Here is a 22,103-nt window from a genome sequence, read left to right as displayed (position 1 = left end):
GCGTTCACTGCAGGGCGGATGCCCGAGTTGAACATGGCCGATTCCAGGAAGATCTGACCGTCGGTGATGGAGATCACGTTGGTCGGAACGAACGCGGAAACGTCGCCAGCCTGGGTTTCGATGATCGGCAGTGCGGTCAGGGAACCGGTCTTGCCAGTTACAGCGCCGTTGGTGAACTTCTCGACGTACTCTTCGGAAACGCGCGATGCACGCTCCAGCAGACGGGAGTGGAGATAGAACACGTCACCTGGGTACGCTTCACGTCCTGGTGGACGGCGCAGCAGCAGGGAGATCTGACGGTAGGCAACGGCCTGCTTGGACAGGTCATCGTAAACGATCAGCGCGTCTTCACCGCGGTCACGGAAGAATTCGCCCATGGTGCAACCGGCGTATGGCGCCAGGAATTGCAGTGCGGCGGATTCCGAAGCACTGGCAACAACCACGATGGTGTTGGCCAGGGCGCCGTTTTCTTCCAGCTTGCGAACGATGTTGGCAACGGTGGAACGCTTCTGGCCGACAGCGACATAAACGCAGAAAATACCGGAGTCTTTCTGGTTGATGATGGCGTCGATGGCCATGGCGGTCTTGCCGATCTGACGGTCACCGATGATCAGCTCGCGCTGGCCACGGCCGACAGGGATCATGGCGTCGACGGACTTGTAGCCAGTCTGTACAGGCTGGTCTACCGACTTACGCCAGATCACGCCTGGAGCAACTTTCTCGACCGCGTCGGTCTCGGTGTTGTTCAGCGGACCTTTACCGTCGATCGGGTTGCCCAGTGCGTCGACGACGCGACCCAGCAGTTCCTTACCAACAGGAACTTCCAGGATGCGGCCGGTGCACTTGGCGCTCATGCCTTCGGCGAGGGTGTCGTAGGCGCCCAGTACTACCGCACCAACGGAGTCTTGCTCCAGGTTGAGGGCCATACCGTAGACGCCGCCTGGAAACTCGATCATTTCGCCGTACATAGCGTCGGCCAGACCGTGAATCCGCACGATGCCGTCAGAAACGCTGACGACAGTACCTTCGTTGCGGGCTTGGGAGGCTACATCGAGTTTCTCGATGCGGCCCTTGATGATTTCACTAATTTCGGAAGGATTGAGTTGCTGCATTGCTCTGCTGCCCCTTCAAACTCAAGATTTCAATGCTTCGGCCAGTTTCGCGAGCTTGCCGCGAACCGAGCCATCGATTACCAGGTCGCCGGCGCGGATAACGACACCACCGATCAGGGAGGCGTCCTCCGTCGCATGCAGGCGCACTTCCCGGCTGAGCCGTGCACTGAGAACCTTGGCGAGTTTGTCTTGCTGTTCTTGGTTCAACGCAAAAGCACTGGTGACTTCCACGTCCACGGATTTCTCTTGTTCGGCCTTGTACAGGTCGAACAGAGCCGAAATCTCCGGCAACAGCTGGAGACGATCGTTTTCCGCGGCAACATGAATGAAATTCTGTGCCTGTGCATCGAACTTGTCACCGCACACGTCGATAAACGCGGCGGCCTTGTCTGCGCTCGTCAGTCGCGGGGCCTTGAGCAGGCGCTGCATGGTGTCGTCTTGCGACACCGCAGCAGCCAGGCCGAGCATGGCTGACCAATTGGCCAGTTGCTGATGGGCCTGGGCGTGCTCGAAGGCAGCCTTAGCGTAAGGTCGGGCCAACGTGGTCAGTTCTGCCATGATCGCCCTCGCTTAAATTTCAGCGGCCAGTTTGTTAACCAGCTCCGCATGCGCGTTTTGATCGATAGTGGCGCCAAGGATCTTTTCAGCACCGCCAACGGCCAGGCTACCCACTTGGGCGCGCAGCGCGTCTTTGACGCTGTTAATTTCCTGCTCGATCTCGGCTTGAGCCTGGGCCTTCACACGGTCAGCTTCGACGCGGGCCTGATCACGGGCCTCTTCGACGATCTGCGCACCGCGCTTCTTGGCTTGCTCAATGATTTCAGCTGCCTGAGCTTTCGCTTCGCGCAGTTGCTGACCCGCTTTGTCTTGGGCCAGCTCCAGGTCGCGAGCTGCTCGGTTGGCAGCGTCCAGTCCATCCGCGATCTTCTTTTGACGCTCCTGCAGAGCCGCGATGACCGGAGGCCACACGAACTTCATGCAGAACAGCACAAAGATGAAGAAGGCAACAGACTGGCCAATCAGGGTTGCATTAATGTTCACGCCAACACCTCGCTCGGTCTTTGTCCATCACATCCAACCACTCGAAAAATCGAGTGATCAGCCAGCGATTTGACCAACGAAGGGGTTCGCGAAGGTGAAGAACAGAGCGATACCAACACCGATCATGGTTACGGCGTCGAGCAGACCGGCAACGATGAACATTTTAACTTGGAGCATTGGAACCATCTCTGGCTGGCGAGCAGCGCCTTCCAGGAACTTGCCGCCCAGCAGGCCGAAACCAATGGCGGTACCCAGAGCACCCAGGCCGATCAGCAGAGCAACAGCGATAGCGGTAAGACCAACTACAGTTTCCATCTTTCCTCCCGACTTTTACGTCGTATTGGTTAGGTTTTTTAGTTTGAAGCGGTAAAACAAAATCGTTTGGTACAACAGCGCCCTTGCGGACTTTTTCGACCCTCTCTCGAACCGACAAGAGGGTCATCAGACACGCCAGGCGGTCTTAATGGTTATCTTCGTGAGCCATCGACAGGTAGACGATGGTAAGCATCATGAAGATGAATGCTTGCAGCGTGATGATCAGGATGTGGAACACCGCCCACGCCCATTGCAGCACGATGCCCAGACCGCTGAGCCACAGCAGGCCGGCGCCGAACATCACGGCAATCAGGATGAACACCAGCTCGCCGGCATACATGTTGCCGAACAGACGCAGGGCCAGCGAGATCGGCTTGGCAATCAGGGTCACGAATTCCAGCAGGAAGTTGACCGGGATCAGCAGGATCTGCACGAAGATGTTCTTGCTGCCGAACGGATGCAGGGTCAGCTCGCCGAGGAAACCGCCCAGACCCTTGACCTTGATGCTGTAGAAGATGATCAGGGCGAACACGCAGAAGGCCATGGCCAGGGTGGCGTTCGGGTCGGTGGTGGATACGGCGCGGAACGGGATGTGGTGATCACCGGAGATCCATACCGCCAGTTGCGGAATCCAGTCCACCGGCACCAGGTCGATGGCGTTCATCAGGAACACCCAGACGAAGATGGTCAGGGCCAGCGGGGCGATGACGTTGCTACGGCCGTGGAAGGAATCCTTCACGCTGCCGTGGACGAACTCGACCAGCACTTCGACGAAGTTCTGCAGACCGCCGGGCAGGCCGGAAGTCGCTTTTTTCGCCGCGGCGCGGAACAGGAGGATGAAGATCAGACCCAGGCCGAACGACCAACCCAGGGTGTCCACGTGGAACGCCCAGAAGCCCATTGCCTTGGCTTCTGCTGCGGAGTGGGCAAAGCCCCAGCCGCCGTCTGGAAGTTGACCGAAGGTCAGGTTCTGCAAGTGGTGCTGGATATAGCCCGAAGCCGTTGTTTCTGCCATGTTTGCCTCAAACGCCCTAAGGTCTCGAAAGTCTTGTTTTCATCAGCAGGGGCGCAAACCAGCTGACCAGTTGGGTCAGCAAGAAGACGCCGAATACTGCTAATGGCGCCAATGGCTTCACTCCTGCGAACGTCAGTGCAAACAGCACCGCCGTCAAAATCAATTTGCCCGCCTCGCCTGCGTAGAACGACTTGACGATGGCTTGCGCTGCCCTGGCCCCGGTAAACCTGAAGGCCTTCCAGGCGAAATACACGTTCGGTAGCCAGGCGATCAGTCCTCCGCAGAGGCCTGAATATCCGCTGACTGTCCCGCGCCACTGCCACAAAGCCAAAGCTGCCAACAGAAACACGACGCATTGGGCCAGCAGTACCGGGAAAACCGCCCAGCGATGGAAAGGCAGGCGGTTTGGCGTGCGGGTTTCCATCAAAACTGCTCCCCCGAAGTCGGCCAACCAGTCAACTATGACTTGGCATAATTTGTGCCGACAAAATGCGCGCAGAGTATAGGGGCGGTTTAACCCCTATTCAACTGCTGGGTAGTGATTTCCGACTACACGCTACAAAGGGAATTGTTTCAGCGGATGTGGGCAAGTACGCCCTGCAACTCATCTAACGAGTTGTAACGAATAACCAGTTGGCCCTTGCCCTTGTTGCCATGGCGAATCTGCACGGAAGACCCCAAACGCTCTGCCAAACGCTGTTCCAGACGGGTAATGTCCGGATCCGGTTTGACCGCTTCGACAGGTTCCGGCTTGCCATTGAGCCACTGGCGAACCAGTGCTTCAGTCTGGCGCACGGTCAAACCGCGTGCGACAACATGTCGCGCCCCATCCACCTGTTGTTCTTCAGGCAATCCGAGCAGTGCCCGGGCATGTCCCATCTCCAGATCACCATGGGAAAGCATGGTCTTGATCACGTCCGGCAAGGAAATCAGGCGCAGCAGGTTGGCCACGGTGACCCGCGACTTGCCCACCGCGTCGGCGACCTGTTGCTGGGTCAGCTGGAACTCGGTCTGCAGACGCTGCAGGGCGATGGCTTCCTCGATCGGATTGAGGTCCTCGCGCTGAATGTTCTCGATCAGTGCCATGGCGATGGCGGCTTCGTCGGGTACATCGCGGACCATCGCCGGGATCGTATCCAGGCCAGCCTGCTGACTGGCGCGCCAGCGACGCTCACCGGCGATGATCTCGTAGCGATCCCCCGGAATCGGACGCACCACGATCGGCTGCATGACGCCCTGGCCCTTGATCGATTGCGCCAGCTCTTCCAGCGCCTGCGGGTCCATGTCCCGGCGGGGCTGATATTTGCCACGCTGGATCAGGTCCAGGGGCAGGTGTTGCAGTTCTTTCTTGTCGACCTTTACAGCCTGCTCTTCGAGCGCGCTGACGGTCGGACCACTCAACAGTGCATCCAACCCACGTCCGAGACCCCGTTTCTTGACGGCCATGCGGATTCCTTAAGTTGTCTGTGCAGTGCGAGTTTGACGGCGCTGACGGCGATGCAGTTCGCCAGCCAGGGCCAGGTAGGCCAGGGCGCCGCGTGATTGCTTGTCATAGGCCAGTGCCGGCATGCCGAAACTCGGCGCCTCGGCCAGACGGATGTTGCGCGGGATCACGGTGTCGTAGAGCTGCTCGCCGAAGTGTTCCTTGAGCTGCACCGAAACATCGTTGTTCAGGCTCAGGCGCGGGTCGTACATGGTCCGCAACAGGCCCTCGATCTTCAGCTCCGGATTCAGCCGGGCGGCGATCCGCTTGATGTTATCCACAAGGTCGCTGAGACCTTCCAGTGCGTAGTACTCACACTGCATCGGAATGATCACGCCATCGGAAGCGACCAGCGCATTGAGCGTCAGCATCGACAGCGAGGGCGGGCAATCGATGAGGATGTAGTCGTAATTCTCGCGGATTGGCGCCAGCGCGTTGCGCAGGCGACTTTCCTTCATCTGCATTTCCAGCAGGACCACCTCGGCGGCGGTCAGGTCGCGGTTGGCCGGCAGCAGTTGATAACCACCGTGCTCGGAGAAATGCATGGCCTGGGCCAGATCGCACTCGCCGATCAGCAAGTCGTAGACCGAGTGTTCCAGGACATGTTTATCCACACCACTGCCCATGGTGGCGTTGCCCTGTGGATCGAGGTCGATCAACAGCACGCGGCGCTTGGTCGCTACCAGCGACGCCGCGAGATTGATACAGGTGGTGGTTTTACCCACACCCCCCTTCTGGTTCGCGATCGCGAATACCTTAGCCATTCTTGCTTGTGTTCCCAGTCATGCCGTGCGGCGCAGTATCAGCAGATGGCGCTGGCCTTGGCAACCGGGTACGGTCAAGGCCTGCTCGCTATCCACTTTGAAATCCGCCGGCAATGCTACCAGCTCATCGGCCGGATGCAGTCCTTTCATTGCCAGCCACTGTGTCTGGGAGTCCCCCAGGTGCCGCGTCCAGTTGGTGAAGTTCTCCATGCTGCTGAAAGCACGGGAAATGATTCCGGTAAAGGGCTGCGCCGGCTGGAACTCCTCCACCCGCTTGTGGATAACCGTCAGGTTGTCCAGTTTCAGCTCCAGTTTCACCTGGGTCAGAAAACGGGTTTTCTTGCCGTTGCTGTCGAGCACCGTGACCTGTTTGTCCGGATGCAGGATAGACAATGGAATCCCGGGCATGCCACCACCGCTGCCAACATCGAGCCAGCGCGGGCCGTGGATGAATGCCATCACGCTCAGGCTGTCCAGCAGATGGCGGGACACCATCTCGTCCGGATCACGCACCGCGGTGAGGTTGTAGGCCTTGTTCCACTTGATCAGCAGGGCCAGGTAAGCCAGCAGTTGTTCCAGTTGTTCGCCCGTCAGTTCGAGACCGAGCTGGCGCGCGCCTGTGGACAACTCTTCGGCATGTTTTGCGGTGACCAGTGAACTCAAGCGCTTTGCTCCAGACCGCGGCCAGCGCCGCGTTTCTTCAGATGAATCAGCAACAGGGAGATCGCCGCCGGGGTCACACCGGGAATACGCGACGCCTGGCCCAGGGTCTCGGGCCGGGTCTGGCCGAGCTTGCCCTGGATTTCCTTGGATAGACCGGAGATCGAAGCGTAGTCGATGTCGTCCGGCAGGCGGGTATCTTCGCTGGCGCGCAGGCGAGCGATTTCTTCCTGTTGCCGGTCGATGTAACCGGCATATTTGGTCTTGATCTCGACCTGTTCGGCGACCTGCTCGCTGGCATCGCTGCCGCCGGTCACTGCCACCAGCCCGGCATAGTCGATTTCCGGCCGGCTCAGCAGGTTGAGCAGGTTGTATTCATGGGCCAGCGGCGTGCCGAAACGTTCGGCGACCGCGTCGCCCTGCTCGGTGCCCGGGCGAACCCAGGTGGATTTCAGGCGCTGTTCTTCGCGTTCGATGCCCTCGCGCTTGGCGCTGAAGGCTGCCCAACGCTCGTCATCCACCAGACCCAATTCGCGACCTTTTTCGGTCAGGCGCAGATCGGCGTTGTCCTCGCGCAGGATCAGCCGGTATTCGGCGCGTGAGGTGAACATGCGGTACGGCTCCTGGGTACCGAGGGTGATCAGGTCGTCGACCAGCACTCCGATGTACGCCTCGTCGCGACGCGGGCACCAGCTTTCGCGGCCCTGCGCGCGCAGCGCGGCGTTGGTCCCGGCGAGCAGGCCTTGCGCGCCGGCTTCTTCGTAACCCGTGGTGCCGTTGATCTGGCCAGCGAAGAACAGGCCGCCGATCACTTTGGTTTCCAGGCTGTATTTCAGGTCGCGCGGATCGAAGTAGTCGTACTCGATGGCGTAGCCCGGGCGCACGATGTGGGCGTTTTCCATGCCACGGATCGAACGGACGATCTCAAGTTGCACATCGAACGGCAGGGATGTGGATATCCCGTTCGGATACAGCTCATGGGTGGTCAGGCCTTCCGGCTCGATGAACACCTGGTGGCTTTCCTTGTCGGCGAAGCGATGGATCTTGTCCTCGATCGACGGGCAATAACGCGGGCCGATGCCCTCGATCACGCCGGAGTACATCGGCGAACGATCCAGGTTCGAAGCAATGATCTCGTGGGTCCGCGCATTGGTGTGGGTAATCCAGCAACTGACCTGACGCGGGTGCATCTCTTTCGAGCCCATGAACGACATCACCGGGATCGGCGTATCGCCTGGCTGCTCGGACATCACCGAGAAATCCACGGAACGCCCGTCGATACGCGGTGGTGTGCCGGTCTTCAGGCGACCGACACGCAGCGGCAACTCACGCAGGCGATGCGCCAGGGCAATCGCGGGCGGATCGCCGGCGCGACCGCCGGAGTAGTTCTGCAGACCGATGTGGATAAGTCCGCCGAGGAAGGTGCCGGTGGTCAGCACCACGGAATCGGCGAAGAAGCGCAGACCCATCTGGGTCACCACGCCGCGGACCTGATCCTGTTCGACGATCAGGTCATCGCAGGACTGCTGGAATATCCACAGGTTGGGCTGGTTCTCCAGGATCTCGCGAACGACCGCCTTGTAGATGGCGCGGTCGGCCTGGGCGCGGGTAGCGCGTACGGCCGGGCCCTTGCGGTTGTTCAGTACACGGAACTGGATACCGCTCTTGTCGGTGGCCAGTGCCATCGCGCCGCCCAGCGCATCGATTTCCTTGACCAGGTGGCTCTTGCCGATGCCACCGATGGCCGGGTTGCAGCTCATGTGCCCGAGGGTTTCCACGTTATGGGTCAACAGCAGGGTTTTCACGCCCATGCGTGCTGATGCAAGCGCAGCCTCGGTACCGGCATGGCCGCCGCCGATGACGATCACTTCAAAACGAGAAGGGAAATCCACCACGCACCTCGTGCCTGTTTCGGGAATTAAAAAGGGATAGCTGCCAAGTATAGGGACTTCCCCCCTCCTAAAGGAACCTTTTGCACAAAATTTAACCAGCCTGTGGATGAATGGCCGGCAATAGAAATAACGAAAGGAAGATTTATAAAAGCTTTGTTTTTATGTTTATTCTTAGTCACCCCACCTTCTGTGGATAAGGTTATACAGCCCTTGTTTTACGCTATGTACAGAGATTCATAACCCTGTTATTCACCCACCATGAGGGGTATGGATAAGCGCCTTAAGCCTGTGGATTAAAATGCTGTTTACCCACAGGCGGATTTATCTCCAGCCTGGAAGGGTAGTTATCAACGGAGCTGAGGGCGGGTTTTCCACAGGGCTTATTTCATCGATCCGTGAACTAGCGGACAGGCAGAAGCCCCGGACCCAAGCCGGAGGTTTCGCGTGTGGAAAAGGAAGATGTGCTGCAGGATGTGACAACCGAGCCTGTCAGATCAGGCCCGGCTGTGGATAAGAATGCTTACTTGCCGATGCAGAAGCTGGAGAAGATACGACCCAGGAGGTCGTCGGAACTGAACGCGCCGGTGATTTCGCCCAAGGCCTGCTGCGCCTGGCGCAGATCCTCGGCCAACAGCTCGCCGGCGCCGGCAAGGGTCAGCTGTTCACGCCCGTGCTCGAGACTGGCGCTGGCCTGGCGCAAGGCTTCCAGGTGACGCCGACGGGCGCTGAAACCGCTTTCCGCGGTCTGTTCGTAACCCATGCAGGCCTTCAGGTGCTCGCGCAGCAGGTTCAGGCCCATGTCGGGAGCCTTGGCGCTGAGGGTGATGGTGACGTGACCATCCTCGCTTTCTTCCATGCCGATGGACTCGCCCGTGAGGTCGGCTTTGTTGCGAATCAGGGTGACCTTGTCCGGTCGCGGGCGCTGATCGAGGAATTCCGGCCACAGGGCGAATGGATCGGCGGCTTCCGGCGCGGTGGCATCCACCACCAGCAGCACCCGGTCCGCCTCGCTGATCGCCTTCAGCGCGCGTTCCACGCCGATTTTTTCCACATGGTCCTCGGTGTCGCGCAGTCCCGCAGTATCCACAACATGCAGGGGCATGCCGTCGATGTGGATATGTTCACGCAGGATGTCTCGGGTGGTACCGGCGATATCAGTGACGATCGCCGCCTCGCGTCCGGCGAGCATGTTCAGCAGGCTCGATTTGCCGGCGTTCGGCCGCCCGGCGATGACCACCGTCATGCCATCGCGCAACAACGCGCCCTGCCCGGCCTCGCGCATTACCGAGGCGAGATCGGCACGCACGGCATCGAGCATGCCCAGCACATGGCCATCGGCGAGAAAATCGATTTCCTCCTCGGGAAAGTCGATCGCTGCTTCCACGTAGATGCGCAGGCTGATCAAGCGCTCGGTGAGGTTATCCACACGCCGGGAAAACTCGCCCTGCAGCGAGCGCAGGGCATTGCGCGCCGCCTGTGCGGAACTCGCCTCGATCAGGTCGGCGATAGCCTCGGCCTGGGCCAGGTCGAGCTTGTCGTTGAGGAAGGCGCGTTCGCTGAATTCACCCGGGCGAGCCAGGCGGCAACCGAGTTGTACACAGCGTTGCAGAAGCATGTCCAGGACCACCGGACCGCCATGGCCCTGCAGTTCCAGGACGTCTTCGCCGGTGAAGGAATTCGGTCCGGGGAAAAACAGCGCGATACCTTCGTCGAGGACCAGGCCGTCTTCACTGCGGAAAGGACCGTAGTGGGCATGCCGTGGCGTCAGGCTGCGGCCGGTGATGGCCTGCCCGGCCTGGCTCGCCAGCGGCCCGGAGATACGCACAATGCCCACCCCGCCTCGACCCTGGGCGGTGGCAATGGCGGTGATGGTTTCGCGGCGGGAATTCATGTCGATGGCCTCGGAACAAAAACGTCAGATAGCAAAACGCCCCACGAATGGGGCGTTTATCCACAGATTAGCTGGCTAATCCGTCAGGCTGCGGCCTTCTTGGTCGCGGCCTCGATCTTGCGGGTGATGTACCACTGCTGCGCGATGGACAGGCAGTTGTTCACAACCCAGTACAGAACCAGACCGGCCGGGAACCACAGGAAGAAGAAGGTGAAGATGATCGGCATCAGCTTCATCACCTTGGCCTGCATCGGATCCGGCGGAGTCGGGTTCAGCTGCTGCTGGATGAACATGGTCGCGCCCATGATGATCGGCAGGATGAAGAACGGATCCTTGATCGACAGGTCGGTGATCCAGAACATCCACGGCGCCTGGCGCATTTCCACGCTTTCCAGGAGTACCCAGTACAGCGACAGGAAGACCGGCATCTGCACCAGGATCGGCAGGCAGCCGCCCAGCGGGTTGATCTTCTCTTTCTTGTACAGCTCCATCATCGCCTGGGACATCTTCTGACGATCGTCACCGAACTGCTCTTTCAGCTGGGCCAGGCGCGGGGCCACGGCACGCATGCGCGCCATCGACTTGTAGCTGGCGGCGGAAAGCGGGAAGAACAGGCCCTTGATCAGCATGGTCAGGACGATGATCGACCAGCCCCAGTTGCCGAGCAGGTTGTGGATATGTTGCAGCAGCCAAAAGATCGGCTGGGCGATGAACCACAGGAAGCCGTAATCGACGGTCAGTTCCAGGCCTGGGGACAACTCTTTCAGGTGGCTCTGGATCTTCGGACCGGCATACAGGGTGCTGCTGATCTCGCCCTGGGCACCGGCGGCAACGTTGGTTGCCGGGCCGATGAAGCGGATCACGTAGTTGCCCTGACCATCCTTGAGGGTGGTGACCTGGTTGTTACCGGATTTTTCAGGAATCCACGCAGTCACGAAGTAGTGCTGCAGCCAGGCGACCCAGCCGCCGGCCACGGTTTCGTTCAACTGCCCCTTGTCCATGTCCTTCATGGACACTTTCTTGTAGGGCTCGGAACTTGTCCACAGGGCGGCACCCAGGTAGGTGGCGGTACCGGTGGCGGTCGACGAGGACGGATCGGAGCTGGCATCACGCTTCAACTGGCCGTACATGTTGCCGGACCACGGCTGGCCGCTCTGGTTGTCGATCAGGTAGCTGACCTTCAGGTCGTACTCACCACGCTTCAGGGTGAAGCGCTTGATGTAGTTGACGCCGTCCTGGCTGAACTTCAGGTCGACGACCAGTTGGTTCTGGCCATCAGCCAGTTGATAACTCTTCTGCTCGGCGGAATACAGTGGACGACCGCTGGACCGGTCGATGCCATTGCTGCCGATCAGGCCGCTCTGGGCCAGGTAAACACGCTCGTTGCCGTTGTCGAACAGCTGGAATGGAATGTCCGGATGATCCTGGCGGCGCGGGTACTTCGGCAGGGTCAACTGGACGATGTCACCGCCGGTTGGGTCGATAGCCAGATCGAGCACATCGCTCTTGACCCTGATCAGATCCTTGCTGACAGCGACTGGTGCCGGTGCCACTGGCTGGCCTTCGGCATTGACGGTCGGGACGTCCGCATTGGTGTTGCCGGCGGTCGGGCTGTCCGGGAGGGACGGCGCGATGTTGCTGGAGGCAGCATTCTGAGTCGGCAAGGCAGCCTGGCCGTAGTCCTGGTTCCATTTGAGGACCATGACATAGGACACGATTGCCAGGGCGGCGATCAGGATCGTGCGTTTAATATCCATGATTACTCGGCTATCGAAGAAGTACGGGAAGATGGAACTGGCGGAACCGGATCAAAGCCGCCTGCGTTCCAGGGATGACAACGACCCAGGCGACGAACGGTCAGCCACCCGCCACGCAAAAGGCCATGTCTTTCGATGGCTTCGTACGCATAGCAGGAGCAACTTGGGTAGAAACGGCAATGACTGGCCATCAAAGGGCTGATGGCGTAACGGTAAAACTGGATCGGAACGAGTGCCAGTTTACGCATCTGGACGGTCCACCCCTACAGATTCGGTCTTGACCTCTGGAGAGGGCCGACTACGAGCGAGGCGCTTCCAGAGCTTGCCAAAATGTTGGTGCAATTCCGGGTTTTCTACATCGCCAAGGCCTTTGCGCGCGACGATGACTATGTCCCAGCCAGCCAGCAGTTCCTGGTGGCGACGAAACGAATCGCGCATCAAACGCTTCAGGCGATTGCGCTGAACGGAAAGCTTGACTGCCTTCTTGCCGATCACCAGACCCAGGCGGGGGTGATCGAGTCCGTTCTCGCGGGCAAGGAGCAAGAGACTCTTGCCGGGCACCTTGCCTGATGGAGAGTCAAAGACCGCTTTGAAGTGTCGGGGTGTCAGTAGACGTTTTTCCCGACTGAAGTCCTGACTCACCACCTGTGCCGAAAAATCAAACTGCCAGGCGCTTACGGCCTTTGGCACGACGGCGGGACAGTACGGCACGGCCGTTCTTGGTGGCCATACGAGCACGGAAACCGTGAGTGCGAGCGCGCTTGATGGTGCTTGGTTGGAAAGTACGTTTCATGGCGTGTTACCTGGTTCGTGACAACGGGCCGGAATGGCCCCCGTTTTAAGAGACCGGCGATTCTAGAGAAAGCAAGTCCATAGGTCAATTTCCAACCAGCTTTTCCTTATGGAGATCGACAGGCAGCGGAACCACCTCCTGGTAGGCAGTCCGGACAGATCGATCAGGGTCACCGCGGTTAGACATAGAAAAAAAGAGGAAAGGTATTTAAAGCTTTTCTGAAGAACTTATGAATCTTAGCTTTCGGATTTTTGTGGATAAAAGTCTATAGGCCACGTTATACGTGATGTACAGAGATCTGAAACCCTGTCGGGAAACGGTGCTTTGCTTGTGCCGGGCTTCCGGAAAAGCAGTGGATAAAATGGCATGTTATCAACAGGCGAGTTTTCCACAGGGCTGACCCCCGAGTTGTGCATAGTGCTCATGTCGGGTTATCCACAGAGCTTATTCACACCGGGCGAAGTGTGTTTTGGTCAGTAAATGACTGATTTATCGCCTCTCTTGGGTCACCCGCGTGTGGATAAGTGTGCGGGTGCCCGGTACAATGGCGGCTTGTTTTTGCCTCACCGGCCCTTACCGGCTTTCAAATTCAGGGGATATCCGTGTCAGTGGAACTTTGGCAGCAGTGCGTGGAGCTTCTGCGCGACGAACTGCCTACCCAGCAATTCAATACCTGGATCCGTCCGCTACAAGTCGAAGCCGAAGGCGACGAGTTGCGCGTCTACGCGCCCAACCGCTTCGTGCTCGACTGGGTCAATGAAAAGTACCTGGGCCGCTTGCTCGAACTGCTCGGCGAACATGGCAACGGTTCCGTTCCCGCGCTTTCCTTATTAATAGGCAGCCGTCGCAGCTCGGCACCGCGTGCGGCACCGAATGCACCGTTGGCTGCCGCTGTGGCCGCGTCCCAGGCTCAGGCCGCCGCCCAGGCAGCTCAAGTCCAGGCGCCAGCACCGAGCGAACCGGTCAGCAGCGCACCGGCCGCCGCGGTCGTTGAAGCGCAAGTGGAAGAAGCCCCTTCGCGGGAAAGCTTCGATGCCATGGGCGGGGATGCGCCTGCCACTACCCCGGTTGCCGGCAATGGCCGTACCGAACAGCGCACTGTGCAGGTAGAAGGTGCGCTCAAGCACACCAGCTATCTGAACCGCACCTTTACCTTCGAGAATTTCGTCGAAGGTAAATCCAACCAGCTGGCCCGCGCCGCGGCTTGGCAGGTGGCGGACAATCCGAAACACGGTTACAACCCGCTGTTCCTTTATGGTGGTGTCGGTCTGGGTAAGACGCACTTGATGCATGCTGTGGGTAACCACCTGCTCAAGAAGAACCCGAATGCCAAGGTTGTCTATCTGCACTCCGAGCGCTTCGTCGCTGATATGGTCAAGGCGCTGCAGCTCAACGCAATCAACGAGTTCAAGCGTTTCTACCGTTCGGTGGACGCGTTGCTGATCGACGACATCCAGTTCTTCGCCCGCAAGGAACGTTCGCAGGAAGAGTTTTTCCACACCTTCAATGCCTTGCTCGAGGGCGGCCAGCAGGTGATTCTCACCAGCGATCGCTACCCGAAGGAAATCGAAGGTCTGGAGGAGCGCTTGAAGTCCCGCTTCGGTTGGGGCCTGACCGTTGCGGTCGAGCCTCCCGAGCTGGAAACCCGCGTGGCGATCCTGATGAAAAAGGCCGACCAGGCCAAGGTCGAGCTGCCGCATGACGCGGCGTTCTTCATTGCCCAGCGCATTCGTTCCAACGTTCGTGAATTGGAAGGCGCGCTCAAGCGGGTGATCGCTCACTCGCACTTCATGGGCCGCGATATCACCATCGAGCTGATTCGCGAGTCGTTGAAGGACCTGCTGGCGCTGCAGGACAAACTGGTCAGTGTGGATAACATCCAACGCACCGTCGCCGAGTACTACAAGATCAAGATTTCCGATCTGCTGTCCAAGCGTCGTTCGCGTTCGGTGGCCCGCCCCCGTCAGGTTGCCATGGCCCTGTCCAAGGAACTGACCAACCACAGTCTGCCGGAAATCGGCGACGTATTTGGCGGCCGTGACCACACCACCGTGTTGCACGCCTGCCGCAAGATCAACGAACTCAAGGAATCCGACGCGGATATCCGCGAGGATTACAAGAACCTGCTGCGGACCCTGACGACCTGATGTCAGCGCAGCTCTTCAAGGCAAGGGACTAGACCATGCATTTCACCATTCAACGCGAAGCCCTGTTGAAACCCCTGCAACTGGTCGCAGGCGTCGTCGAGCGTCGTCAGACCTTGCCGGTGTTGTCCAACGTACTTCTGGTGGTCCAGGGTCAGCAGTTGTCGCTGACCGGTACCGACCTGGAAGTGGAACTGGTTGGCCGCGTCCAGCTGGAAGAACCGGCAGAGCCGGGTGAGATCACGGTGCCAGCGCGCAAGCTGATGGACATCTGCAAGAGCCTGCCAAACGACGCGCTGATCGATATCAAGGTCGACGAGCAGAAGCTGCTGGTCAAAGCTGGTCGCAGCCGTTTCACCCTGTCGACCCTGCCGGCCAACGACTTCCCGACCGTGGAAGAAGGCCCAGGCTCGCTGACCTGCACGCTGGAGCAGAGCCGTCTGCGTCGTCTGATCGAACGCACCAGCTTCGCCATGGCTCAGCAGGACGTGCGCTACTACCTCAACGGTATGCTGCTGGAAGTCTCCACGGGTACTCTGCGTGCGGTAGCCACTGACGGTCACCGTCTGGCGATGTGCTCGATGAGCGCGGATATCGGCCAGGCCGACCGCCATCAGGTCATCGTGCCACGCAAGGGGATTCTCGAGTTGGCGCGTCTGCTCACCGAGCCGGATGGCACGGTCAGCATCGTCCTGGGTCAGCACCATATCCGTGCTACCACGGGCGAGTTCACCTTCACCTCGAAACTGGTGGACGGCAAGTTCCCTGACTACGAGCGCGTACTGCCGAAGGGCGGTGACAAGCTGGTACTGGGCGATCGCCAGGCATTGCGTGAAGCGTTCAGCCGTACCGCGATCCTGTCCAACGAGAAGTACCGCGGCATCCGTCTGCAACTGGCCGCGGGTCAGCTGAAGATCCAGGCCAACAACCCGGAGCAGGAAGAGGCGGAAGAAGAAATCAGCGTCGATTACAACGGCGGTTCGCTGGAAATCGGCTTCAACGTCAGCTATCTGCTCGACGTACTGGGCGTCATGACCACTGAGCAGGTTCGTCTGATCCTGTCCGACTCCAACAGCAGTGCGCTGCTGCAGGAAGCCGGCAACGACGATTCCTCCTACGTTGTCATGCCAATGCGTCTGTAACCTTTCCAGACCAAATCTAGATGTCCCTCAGCCGTGTCTCTGTCACCGCGGTGCGCAACCTGCACCCGGTGACCTTCTCTCCTTCCCCGCGAATCAACATCCTCTACGGCGCCAACGGCAGTGGCAAAACCAGCGTGCTGGAAGCCATTCATCTGCTCGGGCTGGCGCGCTCCTTCCGCAGCACTCGCTTGAATCCGGTGATTCAGTACGAGCAACCCACGTGTACCGTGTTCGGTCAGGTGGCGCTGGGCGATGGTGCGTCGAGCAACCTGGGGGTTTCTCGCGAAAGGCAGGGAGATTTCACTATTCGTATCGACGGGCAGAATGCCCGCGGTACTGCGCAATTGGCGGAAATTCTGCCGTTGCAACTCATCAATCCGGACAGCTTCCGCCTGCTGGAAGGTGCGCCGAAAATTCGCCGTCAGTTCCTCGATTGGGGTGTGTTCCACGTGGAACCTCGTTTCATGGGGACCTGGCAACGGCTGCAGAAGGCGCTGCGGCAGCGAAACTCATGGCTGCGGCATGGTACACTTGACGCTATTTCGCAAGCGGCCTGGGACCGGGAATTGTGCCTGGCCAGCGCTGAAATCGACGAATATCGCCGTAACTACATCAAAGCGTTGAAGCCTGTCTTCGAGCAGATCCTCAGTGAATTGCTGGAGCTCGAAGGGCTGACCCTCAGTTACTACCGAGGGTGGGACAAGGACCGGGAGCTGAACGATGTGCTCGCGGCTTCTCTTCAACGAGACCAGCAGATGGGGCATACCCAAGCTGGTCCGCAGCGTGCCGATTTGCGCCTCCGATTGGGCGCCAACAATGCCGCGGACATCTTGTCCCGTGGCCAGCAGAAGCTGGTGGTCTGCGCACTGCGTATCGCCCAAGGACACCTGGTCAGCCAGGCGCGCCGCGGTCAGTGTATTTATCTGGTGGATGACTTGCCGTCTGAACTGGACGAGCAGCACCGTCGCGCATTATGTCGCTTGCTGGAAGACTTACGCTGCCAGGTTTTCATCACCTGTGTAGATCACGAATTACTGAGGGAAGGCTGGCAGACGGATACGCCAGTTGCTCTGTTCCACGTGGAACAGGGCCGTATCACCCAGACCCACGACCATCGGGAGTGAAGGCATGAGCGAAAATCAAACGTACGACTCCTCCAGCATCAAGGTGCTGAAAGGGCTGGATGCCGTGCGCAAACGTCCCGGTATGTACATTGGCGACACCGATGATGGTAGCGGCCTGCACCACATGGTGTTCGAGGTGGTCGACAACTCGATCGACGAAGCCCTCGCTGGCCACTGCGACGACATCACTGTAATCATCCACCCCGACGAATCCATCACCGTGCGCGACAACGGTCGCGGTATTCCGGTCGATGTGCATAAAGAGGAAGGGGTTTCCGCGGCAGAGGTCATCATGACCGTTCTCCACGCCGGCGGTAAGTTCGATGACAACTCCTACAAAGTATCTGGCGGCCTGCACGGCGTGGGCGTTTCTGTAGTGAACGCACTGTCCGAAGAACTGACCCTGACCGTTCGCCGCAGCGGCAAGATCTGGGAGCAGGTCTATGTCCATGGTGTTCCACAAGCGCCGATGAAGATCGTTGGCGAAAGCGAGACTACCGGTACCCAGATCCACTTCAAGCCTTCGGCTGAAACCTTCAAGAACATCCACTTCAGCTGGGACATCCTGGCCAAGCGGATTCGTGAGCTGTCGTTCCTCAACTCCGGCGTCGGCATCATGCTGAAGGACGAGCGTAGCGGCAAGGACGAGCACTTCTGCTACGAAGGTGGTTTGCGCGCTTTCGTTGAATACCTGAATACCAACAAGACTGCGGTCAACCAGGTATTCCACTTCAGCGTCCAGCGGGACGATGGCGTAGGTGTCGAAATCGCCCTGCAGTGGAACGACAGCTTCAACGAAAACCTGCTGTGCTTCACCAACAACATTCCGCAGCGCGATGGCGGTACCCACCTGGTGGGCTTCCGTTCCGCGCTGACGCGTAACCTGAACAACTACATCGAGCAGGAAGGTCTGGCCAAGAAGAACAAGGTCGCGACCACCGGTGACGATGCCCGTGAAGGTCTGACCGCGATCATCTCGGTCAAGGTACCGGATCCGAAGTTCAGCTCGCAGACCAAGGACAAGCTGGTGTCGTCCGAGGTGAAGACGGCGGTCGAACAGGAGATGGGCAAGTACTTCTCCGACTTCCTCCTGGAAAACCCGAACGAAGCCAAGGCCGTTGTCGGCAAGATGATCGACGCTGCCCGTGCCCGTGAAGCCGCACGTAAAGCGCGGGAAATGACCCGCCGTAAAGGCGCGCTGGATATTGCCGGCCTGCCGGGCAAACTGGCGGACTGCCAGGAGAAGGACCCTGCCCTTTCCGAACTGTACCTGGTGGAGGGTGACTCCGCGGGTGGCTCGGCCAAGCAAGGCCGTAACCGCAAGACCCAGGCGATCCTGCCGCTGAAGGGCAAGATCCTCAACGTCGAGAAAGCCCGTTTCGACAAGATGATCTCGTCGCAGGAAGTCGGCACCCTGATCACCGCCCTGGGCTGCGGTATCGGTCGCGAAGAGTACAACATCGAGAAGCTGCGCTATCACAACATCATCATCATGACCGATGCTGACGTTGACGGTTCGCACATCCGTACCCTGTTGTTGACCTTCTTCTTCCGTCAACTGCCAGAGCTGATCGAGCGCGGCTACATCTATATCGCCCAGCCGCCGCTGTACAAGGTGAAGAAAGGCAAGCAGGAGCAGTACATCAAGGACGACGAGGCCATGGAAGAGTACATGACCCAGTCGGCCCTCGAAGATGCGGCCCTGTACCTGAGCGAGTCGGCTCCGGCGATTTCCGGCCCCGCTCTGGAAAGCCTGGTCAATGAGTTCCGCTCGGTGATGAAGACCCTGAAGCGTCTGTCGCGGCTGTACCCGCTGGAACTGACCGAGCACTTCCTGTACCTGCCAGCGGTATCCCTTGAGCAGCTTTCCGATCACGGCAAGATGCAAGAGTGGCTGAACCAGTTCCAGGAACGCCTGAGCGTCAGCGAGAAGTCCGGCCTGCTGTACAAAGCCAGCCTGCGTGAAGACCGCGAGCGCAACATCTGGCTGCCGGAAGTGGAAATCACCTCCCATGGCCTGGCTAGTTACGTCACCTTCAACCGTGACTTCTTCGGCAGCAACGACTACCGCACCGTGACCGCTCTCGGCGCGCAACTCGGTTCGCTGCTGGAAGACGGTGCCTACGTTCAGCGTGGTGAGCGCAAGAAAGCCATCAGCGAGTTCAAGGAAGGCCTTGAGTGGCTGATGACCGAAAGCACCAAGCGCCACACCATCCAGCGCTACAAAGGTCTCGGCGAGATGAACCCGGACCAGCTGTGGGAAACCACCATGGATCCGACCGTGCGTCGCATGCTCAAGGTGACCATCGAAGACGCGATCGCTGCCGATCAGATCTTCAACACCCTGATGGGCGATGCGGTGGAGCCTCGCCGCGAGTTCATCGAGAGCAATGCGTTGTCGGTAGCTAACCTGGACTTCTGATCCCGCTGCCCAAAAGAACCCCAGCCTTGTGCTGGGGTTTTTTTTGTCGATGTTCCACGTGGAACGCTAGAGACCGAGCGCTCGCAACCGCCGATAAAGTGTTCTCTCACTCAGGCCAAGGTGCTTGGCCAGCTCGCTGCGAGGACCTTCGAAGCGCTCCAGCGCGTGTGCAAGGCGAGCACGGTCATCCTGTTGTCCGCTACGTCGTTGTGGAACAGACGCACCCTCCCCGGCAATTTCCATCGGCAGATGCTGAGCCCGAATGACCCCGTCATCGGCAAACAGCCGCGCCCGTTCCAGGATATTGCGCAGCTCGCGGATATTGCCTGGGAAGCTGTAGTTGCGCAGCAGGTTCAACGCTTGCTTGTCGATCTGCACAGCGGTAGCGCCAGCGATACGCTGCAGCAGGGTTTCGATCAACAGCGGCAGATCCTCGACCCGCTCTCGTAGTGACGGGAGGCGTATGGGAAAGCCGCTGATCCGGTAGTAGAGGTCTTCGCGGAAATCACCCGCGACGGCCATTTCGCGAAGTGGCTTGTGGGTTGCGCAGACCAGGCGGAAATCGGAGTGGACGGTCCGCAGACTTCCCACCGGGCGAAAACTCCCAGACTCGATCAAGCGCAACAGCTTGACCTGCATCGCCAGCGGCACCTCGCCGATCTCATCGAGGAACAGCGTGCCGCCATGCGCCGCCTCGGCCAGTCCGGTCTTGCGCTGTAGCGCACCGGTGAAGGCGCCCTTCTCATAGCCGAACAACTCGCTTTCGAACAGCGACTCGGTCAGGCCAGTGCAATCCACCACCACCAACGGACCCTCGGCGCGCGGACTGCCAAGGTGCAATGCGCGGGCGAACAGCTCCTTGCCGGTACCCGACTCGCCTTGCAGTAACACAGGAATCTGCGCGGGCGCTGCTCGGTGCAATCCTTCCAGCGCGGCCTTGAAGGCGACGGAGCGACCGACCAGGCCATTCTGCTGCGGCTGCGCGGAGGCCACGGTGATCCGGTTCAGCCGTTCGACAAAGGCGACGACCAAGCCGTGCTCATCGAGGATGGGCCGCAGTTCCACGTCCACATGTTCCGGACCGCGGGGGGTGTGATGCACATGCAGCATCCGCTCGGCGGCCCGACTCTCCCGCGCCTTGCGCATCGGACAGACTTCGCCGGCCTGATCACAGGGCACGGCATAGTGATGGGACACGCGATGGCATTTGCCGCCAATCGGTGGCCGGCCGTCCACGCCGAACTGGCGTTGGTAGGCCGCGTTGGCGGCGAGGATGTTGTAGTCGGTGTCGAGCACGATCGAAGGCTGCGAATCGTGTTCGAGATAGGACACCAGCGCCTGGATGGCTGGGTGGGAAATAGTTGATGGCGACGTGGGCATGATTACACCTGGCAAAGCTCGGCGTGAGCTTAACCGATGACCCGGGCACTGCCAAAGACTGCCAAAGTCTGCCACCGACCTGCCATCCGCCACGGCAGTCGTTGTCGGCCAGATGGGCCAGACTCAATGAAACCGGACGTGTTCAGCAAAAAATGCAGTGGCATGCATCTTGAAAACACCCCCGTAACGATTGATTGGCAAGCCTGCGTGCTGGGCGCCAGCCTGACCCCCGGAGAATGGGCAATGATCATTGGCGGAAACCTCTATGTGGAAGCACTGTTCGACAGCGCGACCTGGACCATCAGCTACCTGGTGATGGACAACGAAACCCGACACTGCGCGCTGATCGACAGTGTCCTCGGCTACGATGCCAAGTCCGGTCGCACCGACGCTGGCAGCGCCGACCGCCTGATCGCCCGGGTGCGCGAACTGGGCGCCAGCGTGCAATGGATTCTGGAAACCCATGTCCATGCCGATCACCTGTCCGCGGCTGCGTATCTGAAGCAGGCCCTGGGCGGCCAACTGGCGATCGGCAGCCGCATCACCCAGGTGCAGGAAACCTTCGGTAGTCTGTTCAACGCCGGCCCCGGTTTCGCCCGCGATGGCAGTCAGTTCGATGTGCTGCTGGAGGATGAAAGCGCTTTCGCCATCGGCAACCTCCGCGCCCGTGCCTGGCACACGCCCGGCCATACCCCGGCGTGCATGACCTACCTGGTCGAGCATGGCGACGAGACCGTTGCCTTCGTTGGCGACACCCTGTTCATGCCCGACTATGGCACTGCCCGTTGCGACTTCCCCGGTGCCGATGCGCGGACCCTGTTCCGCTCCATCCGGCGCATCCTTGCCCTGCCTGCCGAAACCCGTCTGTTCATGTGCCACGACTACCTGCCTGGCGGTCGCGAACTGCGCTACATGACCACCGTGGAAGAGCAGCGCGCCAGCAACATCCATATCCATGAAGGCATCGACGAGGACGCGTTCGTCGCCATGCGCCAGGCCCGTGACGCCTCCCTGGAAATGCCGCTGCTGATGCTGCCGTCGGTGCAGGTCAACATGCGTTGCGGTCAGTTTCCCGAGCCTGAAGACAACGGCGTGAGCTACCTGAAGATTCCCCTCAACGCCCTCTGAATCGCTGCTGTCGCCGAATCATTATTAGAAAGGATGTACC

21 protein-coding genes are annotated in these 22,103 nt (G+C 59.6%); 5 read left to right on the top strand and 16 right to left on the bottom strand.

Annotation, left to right across the window (positions count from 1 at the left end):
• From atpA to rpmH, 15 genes are all read right to left on the bottom strand, one after another.
• A partial coding sequence (gene atpA / locus CHB99_RS22790; protein ID WP_089266643.1) for a F0F1 ATP synthase subunit alpha occupies positions 1 to 1,112 on the bottom strand: 1,112 nt, incomplete at its 3' end.
• A gap of 21 nt (positions 1,113 to 1,133) precedes the next feature.
• Complete coding sequence (locus CHB99_RS22785; RefSeq protein WP_042121650.1) at positions 1,134 to 1,670, bottom strand: F0F1 ATP synthase subunit delta; 537 nt, start codon at positions 1,668 to 1,670, stop codon at positions 1,134 to 1,136.
• 12 nt (positions 1,671 to 1,682) lie between these two features.
• On the bottom strand, positions 1,683 to 2,153 hold the full coding sequence (locus CHB99_RS22780; RefSeq protein ID WP_028942553.1) for a F0F1 ATP synthase subunit B: 471 nt from the start codon (positions 2,151 to 2,153) through the stop codon (positions 1,683 to 1,685).
• Between the two features lie 57 nt (positions 2,154 to 2,210).
• Positions 2,211 to 2,468, bottom strand: coding sequence for a F0F1 ATP synthase subunit C (gene atpE, locus CHB99_RS22775; RefSeq protein WP_003097235.1), 258 nt, complete (start codon positions 2,466 to 2,468; stop codon positions 2,211 to 2,213).
• Positions 2,469 to 2,613: 145 nt separating this feature from the next.
• Positions 2,614 to 3,483, bottom strand: a complete 870-nt coding sequence (atpB, locus tag CHB99_RS22770; protein ID WP_042121651.1) for a F0F1 ATP synthase subunit A — start codon at positions 3,481 to 3,483, stop codon at positions 2,614 to 2,616.
• 16 nt (positions 3,484 to 3,499) lie between these two features.
• Complete coding sequence (locus CHB99_RS22765) at positions 3,500 to 3,907, bottom strand: F0F1 ATP synthase subunit I (RefSeq protein WP_009402534.1); 408 nt, start codon at positions 3,905 to 3,907, stop codon at positions 3,500 to 3,502.
• A gap of 149 nt (positions 3,908 to 4,056) precedes the next feature.
• Complete coding sequence (locus CHB99_RS22760; RefSeq protein WP_042121652.1) at positions 4,057 to 4,929, bottom strand: ParB/RepB/Spo0J family partition protein; 873 nt, start codon at positions 4,927 to 4,929, stop codon at positions 4,057 to 4,059.
• Positions 4,930 to 4,938: 9 nt separating this feature from the next.
• Entirely contained in the window at positions 4,939 to 5,730 is a 792-nt protein-coding gene (locus CHB99_RS22755) for a ParA family protein (protein ID WP_042121653.1), read from the bottom strand.
• Between the two features lie 18 nt (positions 5,731 to 5,748).
• A complete protein-coding gene (gene rsmG, locus CHB99_RS22750; protein ID WP_042121655.1) occupies positions 5,749 to 6,393 on the bottom strand; it encodes a 16S rRNA (guanine(527)-N(7))-methyltransferase RsmG in 645 nt (214 codons plus the stop codon).
• Entirely contained in the window at positions 6,390 to 8,282 is a 1,893-nt protein-coding gene (gene mnmG / locus CHB99_RS22745) for a tRNA uridine-5-carboxymethylaminomethyl(34) synthesis enzyme MnmG (RefSeq protein WP_042121656.1), read from the bottom strand. The genes rsmG and mnmG overlap by 4 nt, the downstream gene beginning before the upstream one ends.
• Before the next feature lie 520 nt (positions 8,283 to 8,802).
• Positions 8,803 to 10,173 (bottom strand): tRNA uridine-5-carboxymethylaminomethyl(34) synthesis GTPase MnmE, encoded by a 1,371-nt coding sequence (gene mnmE / locus CHB99_RS22740; RefSeq protein WP_042121657.1) that lies wholly within the window; start codon positions 10,171 to 10,173, stop codon positions 8,803 to 8,805.
• A gap of 83 nt (positions 10,174 to 10,256) precedes the next feature.
• Positions 10,257 to 11,930, bottom strand: coding sequence for a membrane protein insertase YidC (yidC, locus tag CHB99_RS22735; protein ID WP_042121658.1), 1,674 nt, complete (start codon positions 11,928 to 11,930; stop codon positions 10,257 to 10,259).
• Positions 11,931 to 11,932: 2 nt separating this feature from the next.
• Positions 11,933 to 12,178: a membrane protein insertion efficiency factor YidD gene (yidD, locus tag CHB99_RS22730; protein ID WP_084702516.1), complete on the bottom strand. Its 246-nt coding sequence runs from the start codon at positions 12,176 to 12,178 to the stop codon at positions 11,933 to 11,935.
• Positions 12,171 to 12,575 carry a ribonuclease P protein component gene (gene rnpA / locus CHB99_RS22725; RefSeq protein WP_167335838.1) on the bottom strand — a complete coding sequence of 135 codons (405 nt, stop codon included), beginning with the start codon at positions 12,573 to 12,575 and terminating at the stop codon, positions 12,171 to 12,173. Before rnpA ends, yidD begins: the two co-directional genes overlap by 8 nt.
• Before the next feature lie 13 nt (positions 12,576 to 12,588).
• The gene (rpmH, locus tag CHB99_RS22720; protein ID WP_002551315.1) at positions 12,589 to 12,723 is read right to left on the bottom strand and encodes a 50S ribosomal protein L34; all 135 of its coding nucleotides are present in this window, start codon (positions 12,721 to 12,723) and stop codon (positions 12,589 to 12,591) included.
• 602 nt (positions 12,724 to 13,325) lie between these two features.
• Between rpmH and dnaA the strand changes: the two genes are divergently transcribed.
• Genes dnaA through gyrB form a run of 4 tightly spaced genes read left to right on the top strand, consistent with a single transcriptional unit; the run spans position 13,326 to position 19,555 of the window.
• A complete protein-coding gene (gene dnaA, locus CHB99_RS22715; RefSeq protein ID WP_042121659.1) occupies positions 13,326 to 14,870 on the top strand; it encodes a chromosomal replication initiator protein DnaA in 1,545 nt (514 codons plus the stop codon).
• A gap of 35 nt (positions 14,871 to 14,905) precedes the next feature.
• Positions 14,906 to 16,009 carry a DNA polymerase III subunit beta gene (dnaN, locus tag CHB99_RS22710; protein WP_042121660.1) on the top strand — a complete coding sequence of 368 codons (1,104 nt, stop codon included), beginning with the start codon at positions 14,906 to 14,908 and terminating at the stop codon, positions 16,007 to 16,009.
• Positions 16,010 to 16,029: 20 nt separating this feature from the next.
• Positions 16,030 to 17,133 (top strand): DNA replication/repair protein RecF, encoded by a 1,104-nt coding sequence (gene recF, locus CHB99_RS22705; protein ID WP_042121662.1) that lies wholly within the window; start codon positions 16,030 to 16,032, stop codon positions 17,131 to 17,133.
• 4 nt (positions 17,134 to 17,137) lie between these two features.
• Complete coding sequence (gyrB, locus tag CHB99_RS22700; RefSeq protein WP_042121663.1) at positions 17,138 to 19,555, top strand: DNA topoisomerase (ATP-hydrolyzing) subunit B; 2,418 nt, start codon at positions 17,138 to 17,140, stop codon at positions 19,553 to 19,555.
• Positions 19,556 to 19,621: 66 nt separating this feature from the next.
• On the opposite strand, the gene CHB99_RS22695 is transcribed toward gyrB, so the two are convergent.
• A complete protein-coding gene (locus CHB99_RS22695) occupies positions 19,622 to 20,935 on the bottom strand; it encodes a sigma-54 interaction domain-containing protein (protein ID WP_042121664.1) in 1,314 nt (437 codons plus the stop codon).
• A gap of 243 nt (positions 20,936 to 21,178) precedes the next feature.
• Here CHB99_RS22695 and CHB99_RS22690 point away from each other — a divergent pair, with 243 nt between their 5' ends.
• A complete protein-coding gene (locus CHB99_RS22690) occupies positions 21,179 to 22,063 on the top strand; it encodes an MBL fold metallo-hydrolase (protein WP_042121665.1) in 885 nt (294 codons plus the stop codon).
• Positions 22,064 to 22,103 lie beyond the last annotated feature (40 nt).

It is taken from the genome of Pseudomonas japonica, from assembly GCF_900188455.1.
In the GTDB taxonomy this organism is placed as follows: domain Bacteria; phylum Pseudomonadota; class Gammaproteobacteria; order Pseudomonadales; family Pseudomonadaceae; genus Aquipseudomonas; species Aquipseudomonas japonica.
This window is presented reverse-complemented; position numbering and strand designations above follow the sequence as displayed.

Excerpts from the sequence above, each read along its gene's own strand:
- mnmE (WP_042121657.1), bottom strand. The coding sequence starts at position 10,173 with ATGAATTCCCGCCGCGAAACCATCACCGCCATTGCCACCGCCCAGGGT.
- atpE (WP_003097235.1), bottom strand. The coding sequence starts at position 2,468 with ATGGAAACTGTAGTTGGTCTTACCGCTATCGCTGTTGCTCTGCTGATC.
- CHB99_RS22755 (WP_042121653.1), bottom strand. The coding sequence starts at position 5,730 with ATGGCTAAGGTATTCGCGATCGCGAACCAGAAGGGGGGTGTGGGTAAA.
- CHB99_RS22690 (WP_042121665.1), top strand. The coding sequence starts at position 21,179 with ATGATCATTGGCGGAAACCTCTATGTGGAAGCACTGTTCGACAGCGCG.
- CHB99_RS22785 (WP_042121650.1), bottom strand. The coding sequence starts at position 1,670 with ATGGCAGAACTGACCACGTTGGCCCGACCTTACGCTAAGGCTGCCTTC.
- yidD (WP_084702516.1), bottom strand. The coding sequence starts at position 12,178 with ATGCGTAAACTGGCACTCGTTCCGATCCAGTTTTACCGTTACGCCATC.
- rpmH (WP_002551315.1), bottom strand. The coding sequence starts at position 12,723 with ATGAAACGTACTTTCCAACCAAGCACCATCAAGCGCGCTCGCACTCAC.
- yidC (WP_042121658.1), bottom strand. The coding sequence starts at position 11,930 with ATGGATATTAAACGCACGATCCTGATCGCCGCCCTGGCAATCGTGTCC.
- recF (WP_042121662.1), top strand. The coding sequence starts at position 16,030 with ATGTCCCTCAGCCGTGTCTCTGTCACCGCGGTGCGCAACCTGCACCCG.
- CHB99_RS22765 (WP_009402534.1), bottom strand. The coding sequence starts at position 3,907 with ATGGAAACCCGCACGCCAAACCGCCTGCCTTTCCATCGCTGGGCGGTT.
- CHB99_RS22760 (WP_042121652.1), bottom strand. The coding sequence starts at position 4,929 with ATGGCCGTCAAGAAACGGGGTCTCGGACGTGGGTTGGATGCACTGTTG.
- CHB99_RS22695 (WP_042121664.1), bottom strand. The coding sequence starts at position 20,935 with ATGCCCACGTCGCCATCAACTATTTCCCACCCAGCCATCCAGGCGCTG.
- dnaN (WP_042121660.1), top strand. The coding sequence starts at position 14,906 with ATGCATTTCACCATTCAACGCGAAGCCCTGTTGAAACCCCTGCAACTG.
- atpB (WP_042121651.1), bottom strand. The coding sequence starts at position 3,483 with ATGGCAGAAACAACGGCTTCGGGCTATATCCAGCACCACTTGCAGAAC.
- gyrB (WP_042121663.1), top strand. The coding sequence starts at position 17,138 with ATGAGCGAAAATCAAACGTACGACTCCTCCAGCATCAAGGTGCTGAAA.